The sequence below is a fragment of the Metallococcus carri genome, assembly GCF_011440275.1.
Classification (GTDB): domain Bacteria; phylum Actinomycetota; class Actinomycetes; order Actinomycetales; family Dermatophilaceae; genus Metallococcus; species Metallococcus carri.
This window is the reverse complement of record NZ_JAAOIV010000012.1, coordinates 51,001-72,672: the sequence shown is the minus strand read 5'-3', so window position 1 is coordinate 72,672 and position 21,672 is coordinate 51,001. Positions and strand designations below refer to the sequence as shown.

Here is a 21,672-nt window from a genome sequence, read left to right as displayed (position 1 = left end):
AGGCGACATGAGCGGCGAAGGTGCGCGGACGACATACGTGCTGGTGGACGGCGAGAACATCGACGCCACCCTCGGCACGTCCATCCTGGGCCGGCGCCCGCTGCCCGAAGAGCGGCCGCGGTGGGACCGGGTGCTGAAGTTCGCGACCGACGAATGGCGCCAGCCGGCGAAAGGGTTGTTCTTCCTCGCGGCCGGTGCCGAGTTGCCGATGTCCTTCATCCAAGCGCTGACCGCGCTCGGTTATACGCCAATCCCGTTGTCCGGTGGGCCGAATGACAAGGTCGTCGACATCGCGATCCAGCGCACGCTCGCGGCCATCCGTGAGCGGGCGGCCGACGTGATGCTGCTCAGCCACGATGGCGACTTCCTGCCGCAACTCGCCGACCTGTGTGATGGGCGCCGGGTCGGTCTGGTCGGCTTCCGCGAGTTCCGCAATGCGGGGTTCACCGCGCTCGCCGAACGCGGGCTGGAGTTCTTCGACCTGGAGTATGACGTGGGCGCGTTCAAGACGAGTCTCAAGCGGATCCGGGTCATCCCGATCCAGGAGTTCGAGCCGGCCGACTTCCTGTGAGCGTCGCACCCACGTGCTGCCCCGCCACTCGCGTGCCGCGCCGCCACTCGCATGCGCCGAACCGACCTGCATGCGGTGACCAGGGTCTGCGAGTGAGCCCGACGCATGCAGGTGGACCGGACGCATGCAGGTGCTTCGCCTGACACTGCCGTGACACCCGGTGTCAATGCAAAGTTGACGCCGGGTGAATGTCAACGCATCCTTGACACGTGCAGGTTCGCGCCTCGGCCCTTAAGCATGGGGTGGATCCAGCTGACATCTCACACGCCTGGGCCAACGCGATCCGTCTCGTCGAGTACGAGTACGACGGCGAGGAGCGGCTCCTCGTGATTGGCCGGACAGAGGAGGGCGACTACTCGAGTTGGTCGCTGTGCCGGTCGATGATCCTGCGCGCATCATTCACGCGGCCCCACTGCGTGCTCGCTTCTACGCATTTCTGAGATGAGGTGAACTTGATGACTTCGACTCGAACGACGCGCGACACGACCGGACTCGATCGTCTCGACGTTGACACTCATCCCGCACGCGATGCGGCAGCCTTCCGGCGGATTGTTGCCGCGCGCAACACCCTTGCAAACGCGGAGGACGAACTGCGAGCTGCAGTTCGCGCGGCCCGTGACGCGGGCGACTCCTGGACCATCATTGGTGCCGCTCTCGACATCTCTCGGCAGGCTGCCCAGCAGCGCTTTGGCCGTTGACCAGCGCTCCACTCGCGTGCTGCGCCGCCACTCACATGCGGCGAACCGACCTGCATGCGGTGATCAGGGTCTGCAGGTGGGCCAGACGCATGCAGGTGGACCAGACGCATGCAAGTGCTCTCGCCTGAGACACTGCAGATATGGCGGGTCGTGACCTGGCAGTGATCGCGGTGCCCTATGACTCCGGGGTGCTCGATCGTCGGATGGGCGCGGGGCCGCGGGCGCTGCTGCGGGCGGGTCTGGCGCACCGGCTGCAGGCTGCCGGGCATCGCGTCGATGTCACTGAGGTGCACCCGGCCGACGAATGGCGCAGCGAGTTGCAGACGGCGTTCGAGCTGCAACGGCTGGTCGCCGACCAGGTGGAGCAGGTCCGCGGTTTCCCGGTGGTGCTGGGTGGCAACTGCAACACCACCGTCGGCGTCGTCGCTGGGCTGATGCGCTCGACCGGCCGCGTCGGCGTGCTGTGGCTCGACGCCCACGGAGACTTCAACACTCCGGCAAGTGATCGCACGGGGTTCCTCGACGGGCAGGCGCTCGCGATCATGGTCGGCCGCTGCTGGCAGGAGGTGTCGCGCTGGCGGGCGACCGTGCCCGAGGAGCGGGTGATGCTGATCGGTGCGCGCGACCTCGGCCGGGCCGAGGAGCGGTCGCTGGCCGAGTCCGGCGTCTTGCACCTGAGGCCCGCGCAAGTGCGCGACCGTGCCGGCCTCGCGGCCGCCGTCTCGGGCTGGATGGCCGAGCTCGAGGGCGTGCACCTGCATCTCGACCTCGACGTTTTCGATCCATCGATCGCACCGGCCAATGCGTGGGCGGTGACCGACGGGCTGGTGCCGGACGATGTGCGCGCGCTGGTCGATGGGCTCACCGTGCCACTCACGTCGATGACGGTCGCGTCATACGACCCGTCCTTCGACCCGGCCGGGCACCTGAGCGAGGCGGTGCTGTCGTTGCTCGTCGATCTCCTTGAGACTTCGCCAGGCTCCCGGACATGACGTATTCGACTGCGCGACAACGGAAAGGGGCCACATGACATCCGGTGAGGACCGCGCGCGCCAGGCGTTAGAGAGCAGCGGGATCGAGCACACCATCACCCGGCACGGCCCGGTGAAGTCCCTGGAGGAGGCCGCCGCCGCCCGCGGCGTCGCGCCGGATCGGATCGTGAAGACGATGGTCGTGCGGCGCGGCGAGGACGACTATCTGTTCGTGCTCGTCCCTGGCGACAGGCAGATCTCGTGGCCGAAGCTTCGCGCCCTCCTTGGGGTGTCGCGGTTGTCGATGCCGGACGCCGCGACCGCGAAGGACGTGACCGGCTACGAGCGGGGCACGATCACGCCGTTCGGAGCCGAACGTGCCTGGCCGGTCGTCGCGGATGCGGCGGTCACCGGCACGATCTCGATCGGCGCGGGAGCGCATGGCGTCGCGGCAACCGTCGAGGCCGACGACGCCCTGCGGGTGCTCGACGCCACGGTCGCCGACGTGACCGAGCCGAGCGCTTCCAGTCAGTAAGGTCCTGACCTTCGCCGCACTGACGCGCTGCTGAAGCTGTGTCTGCGGGCCGACGAAATGTCCCCGCTCGAGCAGCAAATTGTGCCCGCTCGATCAGGCTTGCAGGTGGTGCTCGAGGTCGTCCATCGTGCGGGCGAACGCCGCGGCAAGGTCCACGTCGTACGCGTCGGCCAGCACCATCACCGACCACAGGCAGTCGGCGAGCTCGTGGGCCAGCGCCTCGCCGAGGTTCGCCCGGGCACGCACACCCGCCTTGCCCTGCACCAGCTTGGCCAGGTCGCCGACGTCACCGACGAAACCCAGGGCGATCTCCTCCGGCGTCCAACTGCGGCCATACCGCTCGGCCTCGACGCCGGCATACATTTCACGCACTCGGCGCGCCCGCGCGACCATCTGCTCGAAGTCACTCACCCGCCACACGCTAGCCCGACCGAGGTATGGCGGTCGTGGGCGCAACAGGTTTCAGGCTCTGCCGAGGATCCGGCCAGCGATCGGTTGACTTCGAGCGTGCTCTAACTTCTAGTTTGCTGTGCATGACAGCCGACGAAGAGCGCATCACCGTCGCGCAGATGAGCGCGGAGACCGGGGTGACAGCCCACACCCTGCGCTACTACGAGCGCGCCGGCCTGATCCGCCCCGTCGCACGCAACTCCGGCGGCCATCGTCGCTATTCGCGGGCGGATGTTGCGTGGGTGAGCTTTCTCCTGCGCCTTCGGGAAACGGGGATGCCGATCGCACAGATGCGCGAATATGCCGCACTTCGCGAGCGCGGACCGATCACCATCCAGCCGCGGCTGGAACTGCTGGAGGAGCATCAGGCGAGGCTTCGCGAGCAACTGGCCCGCATGCGCGCGCACGACAAGGCGCTGAGCGCCAAGATCGCGCTCTACCGCGACGACCGGGGCCAGGCGCAAACCCACGACGAGGAACAGGACCGTTGATCACCATGACCGAACGACAGCGACAGTTCGACAGCGGCATGGCCGTGCTCGACTCCATCGACGGGAAGGCGGGCACGGCGGTCATCGACGCGCTGGCGGACATTTCCCCCGAGCTCGCCCACCAGGTCGTCGCCTGGGGGTTCGGCGAAATCTACTCGCGCTCCGGCCTCACACCCCGCGACCGCCAACTCGTCACCCTCGGGATGCTGACCGCGCTCGGCGGCTGCGAGCCGCAACTCGACGTTCACGTCAACGCGGCGCTCAACGTCGGACTCACGCCGCACCAGATCGTCGAAGCGCTCCTGCACACGGCTGTCTACTGCGGGTTCCCGCGCGCCGTCTACTGCGGGTTCCCGCGCGCCCTCAACGCGACCTTCGCCGCGAAGCAGGTCTTCGCAGACCGCGAACTGCTGCCGATCAGCTAGCCCGACCGAGGTATGGCGGTCACGGGCGCGTCAGGTGCTGGGCCGGTGAAAAGCCCCCGCTCACGCGACGACAACTACTTAGTGGATGAGTTCGCGCCAGTTGTCCGGCACGCGGCCGGCTGGCGCGGGCACCGGCTGGTCGGTCGGGCGGCTGGAGGGCGGCGCGAGCTGCGGACCGCGCGCCATCTCGCCCGTGCCGTAGTCGTAGAACCAGTCCTCGCCCGGCTCGAAGCTGGTCATGATGCGGTGCCCGGTGTCCTTCGCGTGCGCGGTGGCGTGCTGCGAGGGTGAGGTGTCGCAGCAGCCGATGTGACCGCAGGCCGCGCACCGGCGCAGGTGCACCCACCAGCCGTCCGGGCTGGCCAGGCACTCCGCGCACCCGGTCCCGGACGGCGGGATCGAAGGGTCGATCTGGGCTGATTCGTTGTCCATAGCTGGCAGGTTACGCGCGGCTCCGCTTCACGACCGGGGTGCCGTATGCCGCCCGCCTCGGCCGAATGGCCGATGCCCTGACCGCAGAATCGGCCGCTCGACCGATTCGCGGGCACCCCCGCGATTCCTAGCGTCGAGGACATGACATCGACGCACTTTCATCCACATCCCAGCACGGCCCCGCACCGGGCATCCCGTGCCGTGCTGCAGGCCCGCGGCCTGCGCCACGCCTACGCCGACCGGCTCGTCCTGCACGGCATCGACTGTGACATTCCGGCCGGGCAGGCGATTGCCTTGATGGGCCCCTCCGGCTCCGGCAAGACCACCCTGCTGCACGCGCTCGCCGGCATCCTGCAAGCCGACGCCGGCTCGGTGACCTATCTCGCTGACCGGCCGGTGGAGGTCAACCGGCTCGGCACCGAGGCACGAGCAGCGTTGCGGCGCAAGGATTTTGGCCTGGTCTTCCAGTCCGGCCAGCTGCTCGGCGAACTCACCGCCGTCGAAAACGCCGCCCTCCCGCTCCTGCTCGCCGGCGTTGCGCCACGACAGGCCGAGGCGCAGGCGGCCGCCGTGCTGGGGTCCCTCGGTCTCGGCGGCCTCGAGCAGCGCCGCCCGGGTGAACTGTCCGGCGGCCAGCAGCAGCGCGTGGCCATCGCCCGCGCCCTGACCCCGCGCCCGGCGGTGATCTTCGCCGACGAGCCCACCGGCGCCCTCGACCGGCGCACCGGCCACGAGGTGATGACCGTGCTGCGCGACGCCCACCGCCAGATCGGCGCGGCCCTGGTGCTCGTCACCCACGACCCGGAGATGTCCGCTCGCTGCGACCAGGTGCTGCACCTGCGCGACGGCCGCATCGTCGGCGCGGAACTGGGAGCGGGCCGATGAGCGCCTCACTGCTCGCCCGCTCCCTCGCCCGCGGCGGCGGGCGACGTGACCGGCATACCGGATTGCTCGCCGTCCTCGCTGTCGGGATCGGTGTCGCCGTCCTGCTGCTCACCCTCGGCGCGAACGTCGCCCTGCTCGAACGCTCGGACCGCACGGCATGGACCCGTCCGGTCGCTGCAGCGAATCCGGTTGCGGTGCAAGCGACGTCGACCGCCTACCTGGCCGGTCAACCGGTCACGGTGGTGCGGCTCGCTGCCACGAGCACGGGTGCCACGCCGGCCCCGCCGGGACTGTCGGCCTTCCCGTCGCCCGGCTCGGTCTGGCTGTCGCCCGCGCTGGCGGCCGACCTCGCCGACCGGCCCGAGGCCAATCCGTTCGGCCCGGCCACCGGCCGCCTCGGCGGCGCCGGCCTGACCGGTCCCGACCAACGGGTCGCGGTGCTCGGCGTCCGCGCCGGCGACCCGTCGCTGCGCACCCCGGTCTGGCAGAACCAGCTCGCCGAGGCCGACTTCTCCGGCGCGGTCCCGATCCGGGATTTCACCGGTCGGCCCGCCGCGTCGAGTGACGCACTGCGGCAATACCTGACCCTCGGGCAGATCGCGGCCGTGCTCATCGTCGTGCCGATCCTCACCCTGCTCGGCGCGGCGGCCCGGCTGGGCGCCGGCCGTCGGGCCCAGCGGTTGGCCCGCCTGCGGCTGGCTGGGGGCTCGCGCCGCACCGTGCTCGGTGTCGCCGCCGTCGAGGCGGTCACTCTCGGTGTCACCGGCAGCGCTCTGGGTGCCCTGCTGTATGCCGCCGCGACGCCCGCGGTCGCTCACCTGCCCGTCGGCGGTTCGTCCTTCTTCGCCGGCCAGTTGTGGGTCGGTGTGGTCCCGCTCGTCGCGGTGCTCCTCGGCGCCACCGCGCTGTTCGCGGTCAGCATGGTCCTGCCCCTGCGGCGGGTGCTCGCCGATCCGCTCGGCGTGACCGAGCAGCAGCGCGACCGGATGCCGGTGTGGTGGCGGTTGCTCGCCGGGATTGCGGCCTTCGCCGGGTTCGCCTTGGTGACGCGTCGCAACGGCACCGAGTCGATGGCGGTCATTTTCGGCCTGGCGGCGGTCTTCGCCGTGATCGCCGCGCTCGGACCGGTGGTGGTGCACCTCCTCGGCTCCATCACCGTGCGGCGCGCCAAGCGTCGCGCCGACGCTGCCCGGCTGATCGCCGGACGACGGCTGTTGGACGACCCTCGCTCGTCCTTCCGAGCGGTGTCCGGCGTGGTGATGGCGAGCTTCATCGCCGGATTCTTCGCGCTCTTCGCGATCGGCAGCGGCGGGACCGTCTGGGGATCTGCCGACCGGCTGGAGGTCGCGGTCCCGGCGGCGACCGCGCAACACGACCTGCAGCGCGCCAGCGCGGCATTGCGGTCCGCCGGCCTGCCCGCCACGCTGCACGAGGTCGACGCGGGCTCGCTGCTGTTCGTCGACCAGGCGCGCGGAGACACGGCATACCTCGCGACGACCCTGCCCGCCGACCGGAAGGCGGCCAACCGGGTGCGGGCGACGCTCGCCGCGGCCCTGCCCGGCGCACCCGCCGCGACCGGTTCGGATGTCGGCGACCGGGAGGACCGGTTTGCCCGCGACTTCACCCGGGCCACCGCGGTCGTCCTGATCGTCGGGCTGCTCGTCGCCGCCGCCTCGGCCGGCATCACCGCGGCCGCGGGCGTCCTCGATCGGCGCGAGACCTACCGGCGGCTGTGGCACGCCGGCGTGCCCGTGCGGGTCCTGGACCGCAGCCGCGTCCTCGAGCACACCGCTCCCCTGGTCGGTTGCGCGGGCCTGGCGGCGCTGGCGGGGATCTTCGCCGCCGCACCGGTGACCGCGCAGCAGTCCTCGATCGGCTTCGGCGGCATCGCGTTGCTCACCGGGGCGCTCGCCGGGGGCTATCTCGCCAGCCGGATCGCGCTGGCGGCCAGCCGTCGCTTGCTCGCCAACGCGGCAACTCACTGAAAACCATTGGAAAACAAGGAGATTGATCATGAAAATGCGCCACCTGCTCATCCCACTGGCCGTCCCAGCGATCGCCGTCGGCGGTGCCCTCGGTGCCGAGAGCTACGCCAAGAGTTCGCTCACGACCGACCTGCGCAGCGAGCTCGCCCGAGTCGCGCCGGACGCGAAGGTGTCCAGCGTCGACCTGCGCGGCCGGCCCTATCTCGTCAGCCGCGCCGACAACACCGTGTCGACCGCGTATGTCGACGTGACCCCGACCGGCCGGATCGCCGAACGGACGCTGCTGGTGCAGAACCTGCGCCTCGAGGGCGGCCGGATCGAGCGCCTCACCAATCTGGTCACCGTGCCGTATGCCGATGGTGCGCGGGCCACGCCGGTGCTCACCGCCGAGGGCGCCTACACCGACCGCGGCACCGTCGACGGGCGGACGGTGACCTATGCCGCTCGCTGGGAGGGTGGCCGGCTCACCGTGTCGGCGAATCGCGGGCCCGCGCCGCAGCCGGTGACCGTGCAGGCGCCCCAGGGCTCACGGGTGGTCAACGTGTCGGCGACGAAGACCGGCGTGCTCGTCGAACTCGCCGCCGACAACGTGAGCGTGCCGCGCTCGTAGGCTGAACGCCATGGCTCGCCGGCTGCTCCCGTATGTCGTCGCGCTGCCGGCTGCGCTCGCGCTGCTGCTCGACGCCTTCGGCGCCGCACCGGGCTGGTGGCACCTGATCGCCGACCTGGTGGTCGTCCTCCTCGTGCTGCTGGCCGCTCGCTCACTGGTCGCGGGCGTGGGCCCGCCGCGAGCGGCGCTCGCCGGTGTCGTCGGGGTTGCAGCCGTGGTCGTGGCGCTCGTGGCGACCGCAGGGCTGTGGTTCACCGCGATCGCCTGGGGCCTGATCGTGCTGGCCGCCGCGCTCGCCGGCCGGCTCGACGGGCGGGCCGACCAGGCCCTGCTCGCCGGCGTCACCGCGGTCGCGGTGCTGCCACCGCTGGTGGCCGTGCCGGACGAGGGGCCGTTGCTCGCCATGGCGATGGCCACCGCGGTGACCGTCGCCATCTCGATCGGGCTGCTGGTGCGCTCGCACCGGATCGGCGCCGAGCAACTGCGCCGCACGGCCGTCGCCGAGGAGCGGGCCGGGATGGCGCGGGAGCTGCACGACCTGGTCGCGCACGAGGTGACCGGCATCGTCGTGCTCGCCCAAGCGGCCACGATGGCGACCGACGAACCGCAGACCGCCGAGGTGTTGCGACGGATCGAGCGCTCCGGCCAGACCGCCCTTGGGCAGGTCCGCTCGATGGTCCGCACCCTGCGCGCCGACGCCGGCGAGCTGGAGTTGCGACCGACGGGCAGCGGGGTCGCTGGGTTGCGTTCTCTCACAACGGATTTCGCCGCACAATCGACTGCCCGCGTCGTGACCGACCTGCCGGATGAGCTGACTGTCGAACCCGCCGTCGATGCCACCGTGCAACGCGTTGTCGCCGAGGCGCTGACCAATATCCGCCGGCACGCGGCCGGCGCGCGACAGGTCGAGGTGAGCGTCCGGCATACGGGAGGGCAGGTGCGCATCCGGGTGCGCAACGACGGCACCGGCACCGGCGGGCTGGGCGACGGCAGCGGGTTCGGGCTCGTCGGCCTGCGCGAACGGCTGGCCCTCGTCGGCGGCAGCGTGCACGCCGGACCGGACGGTGACGACGGCTGGCTGCTCACCGCGCAGGTGCCGGCATGATCCGGGTGCTGCTCGCTGATGACCAGGAGATGGTCCGGATGGGGTTCGCGATGATCCTGGACCGGGCCGGCGGCATCGAGGTCGTCGCCCAGTGCAGCGACGGGGCCGAGGCGGTCGAGGCGATTCGCCGGCTGCGACCCGATGTGTCGTTGCTCGACATCCGGATGCCGAAGCTGGACGGGCTGGCCGTCACCACCCAGGTCGCCGAGCTGACCCGGGTGGTGATCGTGACGACCTTCGACCACGACGACTATGTCGACGCGGCGCTCGCGAATGGCGCCACCGGCTTCCTGCTGAAGGACTCCGGCCCGGCGCTGCTGGTGGCCGCGGTGCGCGCAGCCGCGGCCGGCGACGCGCTGATCAGTCCCGAACTCACCGTGCGGCTGCTGGAGCGCACCCGCCGCTCCGGCTCGGCGACGACGGTGCCGGGCGTGGCCGACCTCACCGATCGTGAGCTCGACGTCGCCCGCCTGGTCGCGCGCGGGCGCACCAATGCCGAGATCGCAAGCGAACTGTTCATCTCGCTCGGCACCGTCAAGACCCACCTTGGCAACATCCAGTCCCGCCTCGGAGTGCGCAATCGCGTCGAGATCGCGGCGCGCATCTGGGAGGCGGGACTGGCGGGTGAGCGCTAGGCCGGCGAGGCGACCTTCTCCTCGTCGGTCCGGGCCGGGCCATGGTCGTCGTCGAGCATCGTGGTCTCGTCGAAGGGCAACCGTCCGCCGAGCACCTCGGCCATCCGGCCCCTGTCGAGGCCTCCGGTCCAGGCACCCACGACCACCGTCGCGACGGCGTTGCCGGCGAAGTTGGTGAGCGCACGGCATTCGGACATGAACCGGTCGATGCCGACGATCAGGCCGACGCCGTCGAGCAACTCCGGACGGTGCGCCTGCAGGCCGCCGGCGAGGGTCGCCATACCGGCTCCCGTCACGCCCGCCGCGCCCTTGGACGCGATGATCATGAACAGCAGCAACGAGATCTGCGCGCCGATCGACAGCGGCTTGCCCAGCGCGTCGGCGATGAAGATCGAGGCCATCGTCAGGTAGATCGCGGTGCCGTCCAGGTTGAAGGAGTAGCCGGTCGGCACGACGACGCCCACGGTCGGCTTGTCCACACCGGCGTGCTCCATCTTGGCGATGAGGCGCGGCAGCGCCGACTCCGAGGACGAGGTCGACAGGATCAACAGGAACTCGCGGCCGAGGTATTTCAGCAGCGACCAGACGTTCACACCGGTCACGACCTTGAGCACGGTGCCGAGGACCACGAAGACGAACAGGAACGAGGTGACATAGAAGCCGATGATCAGCACCGCCAGGCTCTTCAGCGCGTCCAGCCCGGTCGCGCCGACGACCGCGGCCATCGCGCCGAACGCACCGATCGGCGCGAGCCACATGATCATCGACAGAATGCGGAAGACCAGCCGCTGCAGGTGACCGATGCCGCGCAGGATCGGCTCGCCGGAGCGGCCCATGGCCTGCACCGCGAAGCCCGCGAGCAGCGCGACCAGCAGGGCTTGGAGCACCTCGCCCGAAGTGAGGCCGGAGAAGAGCGAGTCCGGGATGATCCCGAGCAGGAAGTCGGTGGTGCTGTTGCCCTCACCCGCCTGCGCGGCGCCCTTCTTGGCCGCCTCCGCGGTCAGGTGCAGGTTGGAACCGGGCTGCAACAGGTTGCCCACGACCAGACCGATCGCGAGGGCGAAGGTCGACATGACCAGGAAGTAGCCGAGCGCGAGACCGCCGACCTTGCCGACCTTGGCGGCGCTGCGCAGGCTGCCGATGCCGAGCACGATCGTGCAGAAGATCACCGGCTGGATCATCATCTTGATCAGGTTGACGAAGCCGGTGCCGAGCGGCTTGAGCTCCTTGGCGAAATCGGGGGCGACGAGGCCCACGATGACACCGAGGATCACCGCGACGATCACGGCGATGTAGAGGAAGTGCGTGCGATCGCGGCGCGGCGCCGCGGGGGTGACTGCCGTTGCGGACATGGTCGACTTCACTTTCTGACGGGGTTGCGCCGACCACTATGGCGGCGGCGTGTGAGGTCCGTCACCGTTTCGTTCGTAGAGTTCACGCCATGGCATCGCCCGGTCCGCAGCGCTCCCTCGCCCGTCAGTTCCTGGCGGTGCAGGTGGTCATCGTCGTGCTGATGGTCGCGGCCGGGCTGACCCTGGCCGTGCTCAACGCCCGCAGCAACGCCCGGTCCCGCGCGACCGAGCGTGCGCTCGCCGTCGCGGTCAGCGTGGCCGACTCCCCGCTCACCGCCAGTGCGCTGTCGAGTTCCGATCCCAGCGCGATCCTCCAGCCGTATGCCGAACGCGTGCGGCGTGACACCCACGTCGACTTCGTCGTGGTGATGGACCTGCAACACAAGCGCTTCACGCATCCGGACCCCGCTCAGATCGGCGGCCGGTTCCTCGGCGACGTGGGCAGCGCCCCGCAGGGCCGCGCCTTCGCCCAGGAATACACCGGCACCCTTGGCCCGTCGATGCGCGCGGTGGTGCCGGTCTTCGCCGGGGGCAAGGTCGTCGCGATGGTCGCGGTCGGCATCACCATCGAGGCAATCGACCGGCAGATCTGGCCGAGCGTGCTTGGCATCCTCGCCGCGGGTGCGATCGTGCTCGCGCTCGGCGTGACCGCGACGATCCTGGCGGCCCGGCGGTTGCGCCGGCAGACGCACGGCCTGAGCCGGGGTGAGCTGAGCCAGATGTATGAATTCCACCAGGCCGTGCTGCACGCGGTGCGCGAGGGCCTGCTGCTCGTCGACCCCCAGCACCGCGTGCAGCTCGCCAACGACGAGGCCCGCAAGCTGCTCGCCCTGCCCGAGGATGTGGTCGGCCGCCCGGTCGCCGAGCTCGGCCTGCCTCCCGCGCTGGTCCAGGCGGTCATCGGCGGCCAGACCGGGGAGGACGATGTCTACGTGCTCGGCGGCGCGGCCCTGGTCGTGTCCTCGAGTCCCGCGCACTGGCAAGGAGAGGAGGTGGGCTCGGTGGTCACCTTGCGCGATCGCACCGAACTGCAGACGGTCAGCGGGGAGCTCGACGTCGTGCGCAGCCTCACCGACGCCCTGCGCGCCCGCAACCACGAGTCCGCCAACCGGTTGCACACCGTGGTGTCGCTGATCGAGATGGGCCGGCCGCAGGACGCGGTCGACCTCGCCACCGAGGACTTGCAGGCCGCCCAGTTGCTCGCCGACGAGATGGTCGACGCGGTGCAGGACCCGGTGCTCGGGGCGCTGCTGCTGGGCAAGTCGGCCGAGGCCGCCGAACGCGGGCTCATGCTGGACCTCGACGCCGATGTCACCAGCGACCGGTGCGCCATCGACAGTCGCGATCTCATCACCGTCGCGGGCAATCTCATCGACAATGCCTTCGATGCCGCTCGCACCCAGGTGGCAGCCCAAATCGACTGGGACGCAACGGATCTCACGATCACGGTCGAGGACGACGGCCCCGGCATACCTGCGCAGGATGTGCAGCGGGTGCTACAGCGCGGCTGGTCGACCAAGGCCGGCCCGCCCGGCAGCCGCGGCATCGGGCTGGCGCTCGTCGCGCAGGTGGCGACCCGGCATGACGGCGAGGTGGCGATCGAGCGATCCGCGCTGGGTGGCGTCCGGCTCGTGGTGACACTGCGAGGTGGGCGATGACGGTTGCCGTGCTCGTCGTCGAGGACGACGAGCTCGCCGCGCAAGCACACGCGTCGCATGTCGGCCGCGTGCCCGGCTTCTCGTTGCACGGCGTCGCGCGCACGGCGAGCGAGGCGTTGCGGTTGCTGCCTGGTGCCGACCTGATTCTGCTCGACATGAACCTGCCCGACGAGCACGGATTGACTGTGCTGCAACGGATTCGGGCCTCCGGCTCGCAATGCGACGTCATCGCGGTGACGGCCGCCAGAGAGGCCTCGGTGGTGCGCTCGGCGGTGAGCCAGGGCGTCGTGGGTTATCTGCTCAAACCGTTCACCTTCGCCAGCTTCCGGGCCAAGCTCGAGCAGTATGCCGACTACCACCGCCAGCTGGCCGGCGTATCCGACAGCATCGGCCAGGGTGACGTGGACCGGTTGCTCGGCGCGCTGCGGCCGACCACCGCTCCGCCACCGAAAGGCATGAGCACCGAGACATTGCAGGAGGTTTCGGCGGCGCTCGAGGCGAGTGATGGGCCGCGTTCGGCGGCCGAGGTCGCCGAGCTCATCGGCGCTTCCCGGGTCACCGCGCGGCGCTATCTCGAATATCTCGCCGACAGCGGGGTGCTCGTGCGCAGTGCTCGGTATGGCGGCCCCGGCCGCCCCGAGATCCGCTACCGGCCGGCGGAGTCCTAGCCCTTGCACGTTTCGTCCTGAATACCCCCTAGGGGTATGGTTGACAGCATGACCACCACGCACGACGTCGAGTTGGACCTCACCGGCATGACCTGCGCCTCCTGCGCCAACCGGATCCAGCGCAAGCTCAACAAGGTCGACGGCGTCACCGCGACGGTCAACTACGCGACCGAGCGGGCGAGCGTGTCGTATGCCGCGCCGGTCACCACCGACCAACTCATCGAGGTGGTGCGGTCGGCCGGTTACGACGCCGCGCTGCCCGACACCTCGACCGAGGACGACACCGACCATGTCACCGGCCTGCGCCGCCGGTTCGTCGTCAGCGCCGCGCTCACCGTGCCGGTCGTGCTGATGGGGATGGTCATGGCGCTGCAGTTCCCCGGCTGGGGGTGGGTGTCGCTGGCCCTCACCGCGCCCGTCGTCTTTTGGGGCGGGTTGCCGTTCCACCGCGCGACCCTGGTCAACCTGCGCCACGGCGCGACCACGATGGACACCCTCGTCTCCCTCGGCACCGTCGCGGCCTTCGCCTGGTCGGTGTGGGCGCTCATCGGCGGCGGCCATCTCTACTTCGAGTCGGCCGCGGTGATCACCACCTTCCTGCTCGCCGGCCGCTGGTTCGAGGCCCGCGCCAAAAAGCGCGCCGGGTCCGCGCTGCACGCGCTGCTCGACCTGGGCGCCAAGGACGTCGCGGTCCTGCGCGACGGTGCCGAGGTCCGTATGCCGGTCGCCTCGCTGGCCGTCGGCGACCGGTTCGTCGTGCGGCCGGGCGAGAAGATCGCGACCGACGGCCGGGTCGTCGACGGGGCGTCGGCCGTCGACGCATCCCTGCTGACCGGCGAATCGGTGCCGGTCGACGTCGGTCCTGGTGACAGCGTCACCGGCGCCACGCTCAACACCGACGGCCGGCTGGTCGTCGAGGCCACCCGGGTCGGTGCGGACACCCAGCTGGCCCGCATCGCCCGCCTCGTGCAGGACGCCCAGAACGGCACCGCGCCGGTGCAACGGCTGGCCGACCGGACCTCGGGCATCTTCGTGCCCGTCGTGCTGGTCATCGCCGCGCTCACCCTGATCACCTGGCTGCTGCTCGGCCACGGCGCGTCCGCCGCCTTCACCGCCGCCGTCGCGGTGCTCATCGTCGCCTGCCCGTGCGCGCTCGGCCTCGCCACGCCGACCGCGCTCATGGTCGGCACCGGGCGTGGCGCGCAACTCGGCATCCTGATCGGCGGCCCTCAGGTGCTGGAGTCGACCCGCAAGGTCGACACCATCGTGCTCGACAAGACCGGCACGGTGACGACCGGCACGATGGCGCTGGCCGCCGCCCAACCGGCCGCCGGCGTCACCCGCGAAGAACTCCTGCGCCTGGCCGGAGCCGTTGAGGACGCCTCGGAACACCCTGTCGCACAAGCGATCTCGGCCGCTGCTCGCGAGCTCGGCGCGCTCCCACCGGTCACGGACTTCCGCAACACCCGCGGCGTCGGCGTCAGTGGCGAGGTCGAGGGTCACCAAATCACCGTCGGCCGGTCCCGGGGCACGGCCACGTCCAGCACCCCCGGCACCACCGTGACCGTCACCCGTGACGGCAGCACGATCGGCACCCTCACCGTCGCCGACGCGGTCAAGCCCACCAGCGCGGCAGCGATCGGCGAGCTCAAGACCCTTGGCCTCGACCCGATCCTGCTCACCGGAGACCAGCGGCAGGTCGCCGAGACGGTCGCCGAGCAGGTCGGCATACCTCAGGTGATCGCGGAGGTGATGCCCGAGGACAAGGTCGCCGCAGTGCGCGACCTGCAGGCGAAGGGCAAGGTCGTCGCGATGGTCGGCGACGGCGTCAACGACGCCGCAGCACTCGCGCAGGCCGACCTCGGCATCGCGATGGGCACCGGCACCGATGCCGCGATCGAGGCCTCCGATCTCACCCTTGTGCGTGGAGACCTGAGGGTGGCCGCCGATGCGATTTCGTTGTCCCGCAAGGTGTTACGCATCATCAAGAGCAATCTCTTCTGGGCCTTCGCCTACAACATCGCGGCGATCCCGCTCGCCGCTCTGGGGCTGCTCGACCCGATGATCGCCGGCGCCGCGATGGCGTTCTCGTCGGTTTTCGTGGTCGGCAACAGCCTGCGACTGCGCCGCTTCGACCCGACCGCACACAGGGCCTGAACCCGAGGCGTAGCGTGAAGGAGTGACGACTTCCCCCACTCCCCGCACCGTCGGCGAGCTGCGTGCGTCCGGGCACGAGCAGAAGCACCTGCCCGCCGAGATTCGTGACAACCTGCTGGCCGCCCTCTCCGAAGGGCGCGACCCCTGGCCGGGCCTGCACGGCTTCGACGACACCGTCATCCCGCAGCTGGAGCGGGCGCTGCTCGCCGGCCACGACATCGTCCTTCTCGGCGAGCGCGGCCAGGGCAAGACCCGCATCCTGCGCACCCTGGTGGGTCTGCTGGACGAATGGACGCCGATCATCGAGGGCTCCGAGATCGGCGAGCACCCCTATGACCCGGTCACCCACGCCAGCCAGCGCCGGGCCGCCGAACTCGGCGACGACCTGCCGATCACCTGGCGGCACCGTGACGAGCGGTATGCCGAGAAGCTCGCCACCCCGGACACCTCGGTGGCCGACCTCGTCGGCGATGTCGACCCGATGAAGGTCGCCGAGGGCCGCAGCCTGGGCGACCCGGAGACCATCCACTTCGGCCTGATTCCGCGCTCGCACCGCGGCATCGTGGCCATCAACGAGCTGCCCGACCTGGCCGAACGCATCCAGGTCGCGATGCTCAACGTGATGGAGGAGCGCGACATCCAGATTCGCGGCTACGTGCTGCGGCTGCCGCTCGACGTGCTGGTTGTGGCGAGCGCCAACCCGGAGGATTACACCAACCGTGGGCGCATCATCACCCCGCTGAAGGACCGCTTCGGCGCGGAGATCCGCACCCACTACCCGGTCGAACTCGACGACGAGGTCGCGGTCATCCGCCAGGAGGCCGACCTGGTCGCCGAGGTGCCCGACCCGATCGTGCAGATCCTGGCCCGGTTCACCCGTGGACTGCGCGAGTCCAACTCGGTCGACCAGCGCTCGGGCGTGTCCGCGCGGTTCTCGATCGCCGGCGCCGAGACGGTGGCCGCTGCCGCGCTGCACCGCGCGACCCGGGAGCACGAGCCCGAGGCCGTCGCCCGGGTCGTCGACCTCGAGACGGCCGTCGACGTGCTCGGCGGCAAGATCGAGTTCGAGGTCGGCGAGGAGGGCCGCGAGCGGGCGGTGCTGGAGCACCTGCTGCGCACCGCGACCGCCGACACCGTGCGCGAGCTCTTCCGCGGTCTCGACCTGGCTCCCCTGGTCGCCGCGTTCGACGGCAGCACCCTGGTCACGACCGGCTCGCAGGTCAGCGCCAAGGACTTCCTGTCCGGTCTCCCCTCGCTCGGCGGCTCGGATCTGTATGACGAGATCGCCGAGCGCATCGGGGCTCGCAACGACGGCGAACGCGCCTGCGCGATCGAGCTCGCCCTCGAGGGTCTCTACCTGATCCGCAAGATCAGCAAGGACAGCGGGAACGGCGAAACCGTTTACGGCTGAGGAGGATTCGCAGCATGAGTCCACGATCGACATACGGCCGGTATGCCGGGGGGCCCGATCCCCTCGCCCCACCGGTGGACCTCGCCGACGCGCTCGACGCGATCGGCGAGGAGGTGATGGCGGGGTACTCGCCGGAGCAGGCGATGCGCGAATACCTGCAGCGGGGCAGCGACAAGCAGCGCGGCCTCGACGACCTGATGCGCCAGGTGCAGGAGAAGCGCGCCGAGATGCTCGCCAAGCACAACCTGAACGGCACCCTGGAGCAGATCAAGCAGCTGCTCGACGAGGCGGTGCTGGACGAGCGCAAGCAGCTCGCGCGTGACCTGGACGACGACGCGCGGTTCGCCGAGATGCGGATGGAGAACCTGCCGTCCTCGCCGGCCGCCGCGGTGAGCGAACTGTCGGACTACCAGTGGCGGTCCTCGGACGCGCGCGAGAAGTTCGAGCAGATCAAGGACCTGCTCGGGCGCGAGCTGCTCGACCAGCGGTTCGCGGGCATGAAGCAGGCGCTGGAGAACGCCACCGACGCCGACCGCGAGCGGGTCGGCGAGATGCTGCGCGACCTCAACGAGTTGCTGGAGAAGCGGTCGCTCGGCGAGGACACCGACGCCGACTTCGCCGAGTTCATGGACAAGCACGGCGAGTTCTTCCCGGAGAACCCGAGCAACCTCGACGAGCTGCTCGACGCCATGGCACAGCGCGCGGCCGCGGCCCAGCGGATGCTCAACTCGATGACGCCCGAGCAGCGCGAGGAGTTGATGCAACTGTCGCAGCAGGCGTTCGGCTCCCCCGAGCTAATGGACCAGTTGAGCCAGCTGGACGCCAACCTGCAGATGCTGCGCCCCGGCGAGGACTGGGGCGGGTCGGAGCAGTTCGAGGGTGAGCAGGGCCTCGGGCTCGGCGACGGCACCGGCGCGCTGCAGGACATCGCCGACCTGGACCGGCTGTCCGAGCAGCTCGACCAGCAGCGCTCGGGTGCGCGGCTGGACGACATCGATGTGGACGCGATCAACCGGATGCTTGGCGAGGAGGCCGCGGTCGACGCGCGCACCCTGCAGGAGTTGGAGCGCGCGCTGCGCGAGAGCGGCTACCTCAAGCGCGGCTCGGACGGCTCACTTCGCTTGTCCCCCAAGGCGATGCGTCAACTCGGCAAGGCTCTGCTGCGCGACGTCGCCAAGCAGATGTCCTCGCGCACCGGCCAGCGGGATCTGCGCCGGGCGGGAGCCGCCGGCGAGCGCACCGGCGCCAGTCGGGAGTGGCAGTTCGGCGACACCGAACCGTGGGATGTGACCCGCACGATCACCAACGCGGTGCAGCGCACGGTCGCCGACGGTGGCGACCCGCGCTGGCTGCGGCTGGACATCCGTGACGTCGAGGTCACCGAGACCGAGGCCCGCACCCAGGCCGCGGTCGCGCTGCTGGTCGACACGTCATACTCGATGATCCGCGCGGACCGGTGGGTGCCGATGAAGCGCACCGCGCTCGCTCTGCACCAGCTGATCTCGACCCGCTTCCGCGGCGATCACCTGCAGCTCATCGGCTTCGGCCGGCATGCCGAGGTGATGGACATCGAGGAGCTCACCGCGCTGGAGGGCATGCACTTCAAGGGCACCAACCTGCACCACGGCCTACTCCTCGCGAACCGGCACTTCCGCAAGCACCCGTCGGCGCAGCCGGTGCTGCTCATCGTCACCGACGGTGAACCCACCGCTCACCTCGAGCGGGACGGCAACTCCTTCTTCGACTACCCGCCCCACCCGATGACGATCGCGCTCACCGTGCGCGAGCTGGAGGCGGCCGGTCGGTTGGGAGCCCAGACGACCTTCTTCCAGTTGGGCGACGACCCCGGCCTGGGGCGCTTCCTGCAGGACCTTGCCCGCCGGGTCGAGGGCCGCGTGGTCACGCCGGACTTGGACGACCTGGGGTCCGCGGTCGTGGGTTCCTATCTCGGGTCGCGCACGCGGTTCGGCGACGAGCCGGACCTCGGCTGGTCCGATTGGTATGGCGGCCGCGGCTTCTGGTCCGGGTCCTAACCCGGCCGCGGCTTGGGTTGCTCAGACCGGGTCGAACCGTTCCCGCGCGGCCGCCATCCTGGCGAGCGCGACGACCGAGATCGCCAGCACGGCGAGGCTCGTGACCTCGCCGAACAGCGCGATCGGAGTCGAGCGCAACTCCTCGTCATACACCGCGACACCGAGCGCGACGCTCGCGAGCGGGTCGACGGCCGCGGTCCCGCCCACGACGGCGGACAGGGCCCCGCGTTGCAGCGCGGCCTGGGCGAGGAAGAGGGCGCACGCACCGCACGCGATCCAGGCGTAGAGCTCCCAGCTCAGGATGAGGTGGATCGGGCCTTGCTGCAGCCGGTCCGAACAGGCCTTGATGAGGACAGCGGTCGCGGCATACAGCAGCCCGACGGCACAGCCGAGCAGGGCGCCGCGGCGACCGCGGTCGGCGTGCCGCGACCACCACAGGCACCCGAGCACGGCAAGCACGAGGATCGCCCCGGCGATGAACGCCCGGATGTGGTGCGCCGGCGAGACCGGATTGGGCGCGCTGGTCGCGCCGGAGACGACGAGAAAGCTGATCACCGAGGCGACCAGCACGATGCCGACGCCGCCCTCGCGCCAGGTGAGCGGCGTGCCCGAGATGAAGTGGGCGAAGATCAGCGCGAACAGCACGGTCACCGCGAGCATCGGCTGCACGACCGACAGGGCGCCGTAGTGCAGGGCGATCACCTGCATCGCGAGCGCGCCGATGTCGGACAGAATGCCGCCGAGCCACAGCGGGTGGCGGACGGTGGCCTTGAGGAACGCCCCGATCCGCCTCAGTGAGAAGGACACCTCCGGGGCGTCGCCCGCGCTGCGATGCTTGAGGGCCGTGGACAGCGCCGCGAGCATCATCGACGCCGTGGCGAAGCCGATGACGGCGGTGTAGTTCACGGACGGTCCTGTCGCAGAGCGGCTCGGGCCCGGACAAGCTACCGCGCCGACCTGCACGAACCCTGCTCCCCCGCCATACCGATTGCCGCCCTGTGTCACCCTGGCGGGCGTGGCTGCACATCGCGAACCCGAGTGGGTCGAACACGCCCTGTGGTGGCACGTCTATCCGTTGGGCTTCCTCGGCGCCGACACGACCGGGGCGGTCCGGTCCGGCTCCCGGACCCTGCGCGACCTGATCCCGTGGCTGGACTACGTGCAGGCCCTGGGCCTCAACGGGATCGCGCTCGGGCCGATCTTCGAGTCGGCGACCCACGGCTATGACACCCGCGACTACTTCCGGATCGACTCGCGGCTGGGGTCCGAGGAGGACTTCGCGGCCCTCGTCGCCGCCTGCCGCGAGCGTGGGCTGCGGATCCAGCTCGACGGGGTCTTCAACCACATCGCCGCCGACCACCCCGATGCCGGGGGGCTCACCACTGGGTCCTCCTTCGAGGGGCACGACCGGCTCGCCGAGCTGGACCACTCCTCACCGGACGTCGTCCGGCTCGTCCAGGACGTGATGGTGCACTGGCTCGCGCGCGGAGCCGACAGTTGGCGACTCGATGCGGCGTATGCCGTGCCGCCCGCCTTCTGGTCGCAGGTGCTGCCGGCCGTGCGCGAGCAGCATCCCGACGCCTACGTGATGGGCGAGGTCATCCACGGCGACTATCCGGCGATCGTCTCGTCGTCAGGGATGGACAGCGTGACGCAGTACGAGCTGTGGAAGGCGATCTGGAGCGGGCTGCGCGACCAGAACCTCTTCGAACTCGCGCACGCCCTGCAGCGACACAACACCTTCCTGGACACCTTCGTGCCGTGGACCTTCACCGGCAACCACGACGTCACCCGGCTGGCCACCCAGCTCGACGGCGACGCGCTGCTGCCGCACGCACTCGTCGTGCTGATGACGGTCGGCGGCACCCCGGCGATCTACTACGGCGACGAGCAGGCCTTCCGCGGGCTCAAGGAGGAGCGCGAAGGCGGGGACGACGCCATACGCCCGCAGTTCCCTTCTGCCCCAGGCGAACTCGCGGCCGAAGGTGAGTGGATGTATCGGTTGCACCAGGAGCTGATCGGGCTGCGCCGCCGCCACCCCTGGCTGCACCGGGCGCGGGTGGAGCAGCTCTCGCTGGCGAACACGACCTTCGCCTATCGCGCCGTCGGCGAGAACGAGTCGTTGATCGTCGCGCTGTCCATCGGCGACGATCCGATCACGGTGAGCGGTGGTGAGCTGTTGTGCGGCAATGCTGCTCAGCGTGGCGACCAGTTCGAGGTCGCCCCCGGCAACTGGGCCGTCCTCACCCCTCCCGCCGGTTGAGGAAGGCCGAGGGACGAGGCCGCCTCGAAACCCGGTGCACCAGGGAGAGCCGCACCCTCTTGCCGATTGCGCGCTCAGGCCACCAGTTCGGCCAGATGGCGGGAGGTAGGCGGCCCGCTGGAGGGATGCTCCGGCGGGCGCTGGGCGGCGGCGCCGCACGCGCCGAAGGCGCCGCTCCCGTTGGGGCGCATCCCGAAGTGGGCCGCCGCTCCCGCCACCCAGCCCCGCCAGCATGGTTTCGACGCGCTCCCCCGCTTCGCTCCTCCGCTTGCTCAACCAGCGAGGGAGGGGTCTGCTCAACCGGCGGGAGGGGGCCTTGCTCAACCAACGAAGTTGG

The 21,672-nt window shown here is 70.5% G+C and carries 22 protein-coding genes; 18 read left to right on the top strand and 4 right to left on the bottom strand.

The genetic code is table 11. The annotated features are described in order from the left end of the window. The first annotated feature begins 7 nt into the window (after positions 1-7). The 5 genes from G9U51_RS15045 (at position 8) to G9U51_RS15025 (ending at position 2,775) form a co-directional block, all read left to right on the top strand. On the top strand, positions 8-571 hold the full coding sequence (locus G9U51_RS15045) for an NYN domain-containing protein (protein ID WP_166197998.1): 564 nt from the start codon (positions 8-10) through the stop codon (positions 569-571). Between the two features lie 209 nt (positions 572-780). Then, positions 781-1,011: a BrnT family toxin gene (locus G9U51_RS15040; RefSeq protein WP_207948367.1), complete on the top strand. Its 231-nt coding sequence runs from the start codon at positions 781-783 to the stop codon at positions 1,009-1,011. A gap of 15 nt (positions 1,012-1,026) precedes the next feature. After that, positions 1,027-1,269 carry a hypothetical protein gene (locus tag G9U51_RS15035; protein WP_166197996.1) on the top strand — a complete coding sequence of 81 codons (243 nt, stop codon included), beginning with the start codon at positions 1,027-1,029 and terminating at the stop codon, positions 1,267-1,269. A 140-nt stretch (positions 1,270-1,409) separates the two neighbouring features. Then, positions 1,410-2,261: an arginase family protein gene (locus G9U51_RS15030; protein ID WP_166197994.1), complete on the top strand. Its 852-nt coding sequence runs from the start codon at positions 1,410-1,412 to the stop codon at positions 2,259-2,261. Between the two features lie 34 nt (positions 2,262-2,295). Further along, positions 2,296-2,775, top strand: a complete 480-nt coding sequence (locus G9U51_RS15025; protein WP_166197992.1) for an aminoacyl-tRNA deacylase — start codon at positions 2,296-2,298, stop codon at positions 2,773-2,775. A 93-nt stretch (positions 2,776-2,868) separates the two neighbouring features. On the opposite strand, the gene G9U51_RS15020 is transcribed toward G9U51_RS15025, so the two are convergent. Beyond that, positions 2,869-3,186, bottom strand: a complete 318-nt coding sequence (locus G9U51_RS15020; RefSeq protein ID WP_328823504.1) for a nucleoside triphosphate pyrophosphohydrolase family protein — start codon at positions 3,184-3,186, stop codon at positions 2,869-2,871. Positions 3,187-3,308: 122 nt separating this feature from the next. On the opposite strand from G9U51_RS15020, the gene G9U51_RS15015 reads away from it, so the two are divergent. After that, positions 3,309-3,716 carry a MerR family transcriptional regulator gene (locus tag G9U51_RS15015; protein ID WP_166197990.1) on the top strand — a complete coding sequence of 136 codons (408 nt, stop codon included), beginning with the start codon at positions 3,309-3,311 and terminating at the stop codon, positions 3,714-3,716. Positions 3,717-3,721: 5 nt separating this feature from the next. Beyond that, positions 3,722-4,141, top strand: a complete 420-nt coding sequence (locus G9U51_RS15010) for a carboxymuconolactone decarboxylase family protein (RefSeq protein WP_166197988.1) — start codon at positions 3,722-3,724, stop codon at positions 4,139-4,141. A 78-nt stretch (positions 4,142-4,219) separates the two neighbouring features. Here G9U51_RS15010 and G9U51_RS15005 read toward each other — a convergent pair whose 3' ends face one another. Then, positions 4,220-4,573 (bottom strand): UBP-type zinc finger domain-containing protein, encoded by a 354-nt coding sequence (locus G9U51_RS15005; protein WP_166197986.1) that lies wholly within the window; start codon positions 4,571-4,573, stop codon positions 4,220-4,222. A 141-nt stretch (positions 4,574-4,714) separates the two neighbouring features. Between G9U51_RS15005 and G9U51_RS15000 the strand changes: the two genes are divergently transcribed. Genes G9U51_RS15000 through G9U51_RS14980 form a run of 5 tightly spaced genes read left to right on the top strand, consistent with a single transcriptional unit; the run spans position 4,715 to position 9,793 of the window. Then, positions 4,715-5,458: an ABC transporter ATP-binding protein gene (locus tag G9U51_RS15000; protein ID WP_166197984.1), complete on the top strand. Its 744-nt coding sequence runs from the start codon at positions 4,715-4,717 to the stop codon at positions 5,456-5,458. After that, the gene (locus G9U51_RS14995; protein ID WP_166197982.1) at positions 5,455-7,443 is read left to right on the top strand and encodes an ABC transporter permease; all 1,989 of its coding nucleotides are present in this window, start codon (positions 5,455-5,457) and stop codon (positions 7,441-7,443) included. Before G9U51_RS15000 ends, G9U51_RS14995 begins: the two co-directional genes overlap by 4 nt. Before the next feature lie 28 nt (positions 7,444-7,471). After that, a complete protein-coding gene (locus tag G9U51_RS14990; RefSeq protein WP_166197980.1) occupies positions 7,472-8,053 on the top strand; it encodes a hypothetical protein in 582 nt (193 codons plus the stop codon). A 10-nt stretch (positions 8,054-8,063) separates the two neighbouring features. After that, the gene (locus G9U51_RS14985) at positions 8,064-9,158 is read left to right on the top strand and encodes a sensor histidine kinase (RefSeq protein WP_166197978.1); all 1,095 of its coding nucleotides are present in this window, start codon (positions 8,064-8,066) and stop codon (positions 9,156-9,158) included. After that, a complete protein-coding gene (locus G9U51_RS14980) occupies positions 9,155-9,793 on the top strand; it encodes a response regulator (RefSeq protein ID WP_166197976.1) in 639 nt (212 codons plus the stop codon). Before G9U51_RS14985 ends, G9U51_RS14980 begins: the two co-directional genes overlap by 4 nt. Here the strand turns inward: G9U51_RS14980 and G9U51_RS14975 are convergent. After that, positions 9,790-11,145 carry a cation:dicarboxylate symporter family transporter gene (locus tag G9U51_RS14975; protein ID WP_166197974.1) on the bottom strand — a complete coding sequence of 452 codons (1,356 nt, stop codon included), beginning with the start codon at positions 11,143-11,145 and terminating at the stop codon, positions 9,790-9,792. The genes G9U51_RS14980 and G9U51_RS14975 overlap by 4 nt on opposite strands. A gap of 89 nt (positions 11,146-11,234) precedes the next feature. On the opposite strand from G9U51_RS14975, the gene G9U51_RS14970 reads away from it, so the two are divergent. Genes G9U51_RS14970 through G9U51_RS14950 form a run of 5 tightly spaced genes read left to right on the top strand, consistent with a single transcriptional unit; the run spans position 11,235 to position 19,072 of the window. Next, a complete protein-coding gene (locus G9U51_RS14970; RefSeq protein WP_166197972.1) occupies positions 11,235-12,803 on the top strand; it encodes an ATP-binding protein in 1,569 nt (522 codons plus the stop codon). Further along, complete coding sequence (locus G9U51_RS14965; protein ID WP_166197970.1) at positions 12,800-13,471, top strand: response regulator; 672 nt, start codon at positions 12,800-12,802, stop codon at positions 13,469-13,471. The genes G9U51_RS14970 and G9U51_RS14965 overlap by 4 nt, the downstream gene beginning before the upstream one ends. 48 nt (positions 13,472-13,519) lie before the next feature. Further along, positions 13,520-15,628 (top strand): heavy metal translocating P-type ATPase, encoded by a 2,109-nt coding sequence (locus G9U51_RS14960; RefSeq protein WP_235946195.1) that lies wholly within the window; start codon positions 13,520-13,522, stop codon positions 15,626-15,628. A gap of 22 nt (positions 15,629-15,650) precedes the next feature. Then, on the top strand, positions 15,651-17,039 hold the full coding sequence (locus G9U51_RS14955) for a magnesium chelatase (RefSeq protein ID WP_166197966.1): 1,389 nt from the start codon (positions 15,651-15,653) through the stop codon (positions 17,037-17,039). Between the two features lie 14 nt (positions 17,040-17,053). Further along, positions 17,054-19,072 carry a vWA domain-containing protein gene (locus G9U51_RS14950; protein ID WP_166197964.1) on the top strand — a complete coding sequence of 673 codons (2,019 nt, stop codon included), beginning with the start codon at positions 17,054-17,056 and terminating at the stop codon, positions 19,070-19,072. A gap of 21 nt (positions 19,073-19,093) precedes the next feature. Here the strand turns inward: G9U51_RS14950 and G9U51_RS14945 are convergent, their stop codons facing one another. Continuing rightward, positions 19,094-19,978: a DMT family transporter gene (locus G9U51_RS14945; protein WP_166197962.1), complete on the bottom strand. Its 885-nt coding sequence runs from the start codon at positions 19,976-19,978 to the stop codon at positions 19,094-19,096. A 109-nt stretch (positions 19,979-20,087) separates the two neighbouring features. On the opposite strand from G9U51_RS14945, the gene G9U51_RS14940 reads away from it, so the two are divergent. After that, positions 20,088-21,335: an alpha-amylase family protein gene (locus G9U51_RS14940; protein WP_166197959.1), complete on the top strand. Its 1,248-nt coding sequence runs from the start codon at positions 20,088-20,090 to the stop codon at positions 21,333-21,335. Positions 21,336-21,672: the final 337 nt, after the last annotated feature.